4 protein-coding genes are annotated in these 4,124 nt (G+C 64.5%); all 4 read left to right on the top strand.

Going from position 1 to position 4,124, the window contains the following annotated elements:
- Positions 1-47: 47 nt before the first annotated feature.
- On the top strand, positions 48-1,004 hold the full coding sequence (locus RT662_RS04040; RefSeq protein ID WP_313669373.1) for a metalloregulator ArsR/SmtB family transcription factor: 957 nt from the start codon (positions 48-50) through the stop codon (positions 1,002-1,004).
- Positions 1,004-1,948 (top strand): methylenetetrahydrofolate reductase [NAD(P)H], encoded by a 945-nt coding sequence (gene metF / locus RT662_RS04035; RefSeq protein ID WP_313669372.1) that lies wholly within the window; start codon positions 1,004-1,006, stop codon positions 1,946-1,948. Before RT662_RS04040 ends, metF begins: the two co-directional genes overlap by 1 nt.
- Complete coding sequence (locus tag RT662_RS04030; protein ID WP_313669370.1) at positions 1,945-2,991, top strand: homocysteine S-methyltransferase family protein; 1,047 nt, start codon at positions 1,945-1,947, stop codon at positions 2,989-2,991. Before metF ends, RT662_RS04030 begins: the two co-directional genes overlap by 4 nt.
- Positions 2,988-4,124 (top strand): dihydropteroate synthase (locus RT662_RS04025; protein ID WP_313669369.1); only part of this gene is annotated, 1,137 nt, incomplete at its 3' end. The genes RT662_RS04030 and RT662_RS04025, both read left to right, overlap by 4 nt.

The raw sequence follows: 4,124 nt of genomic DNA, 5'->3' as shown, positions 1-4,124 counted from the left end.
CACATAACGATTGCTTTATGTCTTTAAGTGCGTGTAATGAGGCTGTCATGGAGCCTCTTCTCGCCATCTTCCGCGCCATCGGCGACCCAAGCCGGTTGCGCATCCTGCTGCTGGTGAAGGGCATGGAACTGGCCGTGGGCGAGATTGCCCAGGTGCTGCAGCAAAGCCAGCCGCGTGTCTCCCGCCATTTGCGCATATTGGCCGAATCAGGCCTGGTGGAACGGGTGCGCGAAGGCGCCTGGGTGTTCGTGCGGCTTGGCCCGGCGGCGATCAGTGGACCGGCGTTGAGCGCAATCGAAGCGCTGGCGAAGGTTGTTCCCGGCGCCGCTGATCTGGGCGCCAGCGATCGCGCCCGGCTGGGCCAGGTGCGTGCCGATCGCGCCGCAGCGGTGGACAGCTGGTTTGCAGCGCATGCGGGTGAATGGGAACAGGAACGCAGCCTGCACACGCGCGAGGCCGGCGTGGAACAAGCCATCGTGGCCGCGCTGGCCGGTGAACTGGGTGATCTGGTGGATGTTGGCACTGGCACGGGGCGCATGGTGGAACTGCTGGGTCCACGCGCCCGCAGCGCGCTGGGGCTGGACCGCAACCCGGAAATGCTGCGCATCGCGCGCAACCGGCTGGAAGCGGTGGGCCTGACCAGCGCCCGCGTGCAGGCCGGCGACATGTATGAAATGCCGCTCAGCCCCGCCAGCGCCGATACGCTGGTGCTGCACCAGGTGCTGCACTTTGCCGATAATCCCGCTGCCGCCATTGCCGAAGCCGCGCGCGTGCTGCGGCCCGGTGGCCGCCTGCTGGTGATCGATCTGATGCCGCACAATCGCGAGGAGCTGCGGGTGGAACGCCGCCACCTGCGCCTGGGCTTTGCCGATGAGGCGGTGCTGGGCTGGATGGCCGACGCTGGCCTTGCCGGCGACGTGGCGCGGCGCTTGCCAGCAGAAGCAGCGGACCAGCTGGGCGTGACATTGTGGCTGGCAACAAAGCCGGCCGTGAAGGTGAACTGATGACCCTGACCCTCAATCAGATGGCCGAAGCCGCCCGGGCGCTGAACGGCCCGCTGTTTGCCGATCTGCCAGGCGATCTGGCCGTGAGCTTTGAATTTTTCCCGCCCAAGACGCCGGCGATGCAGGAAAGCCTGTGGCAGGCGGTGGAAACGCTGGTGCCGCTCAGCCCGCGCTTCTTTTCGGTCACTTATGGTGCCGGCGGTTCGACGCGCGAGCGCACCCACGCCACCGTGGCACGCATCGTGGCGGAAACGCCGGTGCCGGCCGCGGCGCACCTGACCTGCGTGAACGCGACTGCGGAAGAACTCGACGCCATCGCTGACGAATATTGGGCCGCCGGAGTTCGCCACATCGTGGCGCTGCGCGGCGATCCGCCCACTGGCCCGTTGGGCGGGGCGGCCGGGTTCCAGCCCGTGGCCGGCGGTTATGCCAGCGCGGCGGAACTGGTCGCGGCGCTCAAGCGTCGGCACGATTTCGAGATTTCGGTGAGCTGCTATCCCGAAACCCATCCCGAAGCTGCCAATGCGCAGGCCGATCTCGATGCCTTGAAGGCCAAGCATGATGCCGGTGCGACGCGGGCGATCAGCCAGTTCTTCTTCGAGCCGGATACCTTTTTCCGCTTCCGCGACAAGGTCGCCGCCGCCGGCCTGAATGTGGAGCTGGTGCCCGGCATATTGCCCGTGAGCAATTATGCGAACCTGAAAAAGATGGCGGTGAGCTGCGGCACCCATCTGCCCGACTGGATGGGCCGGCTGTTCGACGGCCTCGACGACAAGCCGGCGGCGCGCCAGCTGGTGGCCGCCACGGTCGCCGCCGAAATGTCGCGCCGGCTCTATGCGGGCGGCGTGCGGCACTTCCATTTCTACACATTGAACCGTGCCGAGCTGTCCTACGCCATCTGCCATTTGCTGGGCGTGCGGCCGGCGCAGGAGACCCACGCATGACCGCCGCGCAAACCCTCCGTGCAGCTGCTGCCCAAGGCATCATCGTCAAGGATGGCCCCTATGGCACCGCCATCCAGAATCTGGGCCTGACCGCCGCTGATTATGCCGGCAACATTGCCAGCAATCATGATCAGAAGGGCAACAACGATATATTGAACCTCACGCGGCCCGATGCGATCGCCGGCATTTGCAACCGCTATATCGCCGCCGGCGCCCGGCTGCTGGCCACCAACACGTTCAACGCCAACCGCATCAGCCAGGCCGATTACGGCATGGAAGACCGGGTGCGCGAGATCAACCTGGCCGCCGCGCGTATCATGCGGCAGTGCGTGGATGCCGCCATCGCTGCCGATGGTATCCAGCGCTGGGTGGCCGGATCTTTGGGGCCGACCAACAAGACATTGTCGCTGTCGCCGCGTGTGTCTGACCCCGGCTATCGCGAAGTGACGTTCGATGGCGTGAAGGACGTCTATCGCGAGCAGATCGACGCGCTTCTGGACGGCGGGGTGGATTTCATCCTGATTGAAACGGTTTTCGATACGCTCAATGCCAAGGCCGCCGCCTTTGCCGCGGCCGAAGCGGGTGATGCGCGCGGTTCGGTCGTGCCGGTGATGCTGTCGATGACGCTCACCGATCTTTCCGGCCGCAACCTTTCCGGGCAGACGGTGGAGGCCTTCTGGCACTCGATCCGCCATGTGAAGCCGGTGGCCGTCGGCCTCAATTGCTCGTTCGGCGCCACCGAATTGCGCCCGCACGTGCAGGCGCTGGCCAAGCAGGCTGACACGCTGATCATGACCTATCCCAACGCCGGCCTGCCCAATGATCTGGGCGAATATGACGAGCAGCCGGAGACGACGGCGGGCTTCATCCGGGGCTGGGCTGATGAAGGCCTCGTCAACATCGTTGGTGGCTGCTGTGGCAACACGCCGGAGCATATTGCCGCCATGGCGCGCCAGGTCGCTGGCCTGCCGCCGCGCATCATCCCCCACCCCGAAACGGCCCTGTATCTGACTGGCCTTGAAGCACACAGGTTTGCCGCGTGACGACTGCCTCTTTCATCAACATCGGTGAACGCACCAACGTCACCGGATCGGCCGCGTTCAAGAAGCTGATTTTGAACGGCGATTACACGGCCGCCGTGGAAGTCGCGCGTCAGCAGGTCGACAATGGCGCGCAGATCATCGACATCAACATGGACGAAGGCCTGCTCGACAGCGAAGCGGCCATGGTCACCTATCTGAACCTGATCGCGGCGGAACCAGATATCGCGCGGGTGCCGGTGATGGTCGACAGTTCGAAATGGACGGTGATCGAAGCCGGGCTGAAGTGCCTGGTTGGCAAGGGCATCGTCAATTCGATCAGCATGAAGGAAGGCGAAGCGCCGTTCCTGGAACAGGCGAAGAAGTGCCTGCGCTATGGCGCCGCCGTCGTCGTCATGGCCTTTGACGAGGTTGGCCAGGCTGACACCGCACAACGCAAGGTCGAAATCTGCGAGCGCGCCTACAAATTGCTCACCGGCATCGGCTTCCCGCCGGAAGACATCATCTTCGATCCCAACATCTTCGCCGTCGCGACGGGGATTGAGGAGCACAACAATTACGGCGTCGATTTCATCGAGGCCTGCCGCGAAATCCGCGCGCGCTGCCCGCATGCCCATATATCGGGCGGCGTTTCCAACCTGTCGTTCAGTTTCCGCGGCAATGAACCGGTGCGCCGGGCGATGCACAGCGTGTTCCTCTATCACGCCATTCAGGCCGGGATGGACATGGGCATCGTCAACGCCGGCCAGCTTGACGTGTATGACGCCATTGATCCGGAACTGCGCGAGTTGTGTGAGGACGTCGTGCTCAACCGCCGCGCGGATTCCACCGATCGCCTGCTTGCGGTGGCCGACAAGTTCAAGGGCGGTCCGCAGAAGGCCGTCGATCCGGCCGCCGAATTGTGGCGGACATGGCCGGTGGAAAAGCGGCTGGAACATGCGCTGGTCAAGGGCCTGGACGCTTTTGTTGAAGTGGACACCGAGGAAGCCCGCCTGACCGTGGCGCGCCCCATCGAGGTGATCGAAGGCCCGTTGATGGCCGGCATGAACGTGGTTGGCGATCTGTTCGGCAGCGGCAAGATGTTCCTGCCGCAGGTGGTGAAATCCGCCCGCGTCATGAAGAAGGCGGTGGCGCAC

The organism is Sandarakinorhabdus sp., assembly GCF_032115815.1.
Classification (GTDB): domain Bacteria; phylum Pseudomonadota; class Alphaproteobacteria; order Sphingomonadales; family Sphingomonadaceae; genus Sandarakinorhabdus.
This window is presented reverse-complemented; position numbering and strand designations above follow the sequence as displayed.

Coding starts and splice junctions, on each gene's coding strand:
- RT662_RS04040 (WP_313669373.1), top strand. CDS start 48: ATGGAGCCTCTTCTCGCCATCTTCCGCGCCATCGGCGACCCAAGCCGG.
- metF (WP_313669372.1), top strand. CDS start 1,004: ATGACCCTGACCCTCAATCAGATGGCCGAAGCCGCCCGGGCGCTGAAC.
- RT662_RS04030 (WP_313669370.1), top strand. CDS start 1,945: ATGACCGCCGCGCAAACCCTCCGTGCAGCTGCTGCCCAAGGCATCATC.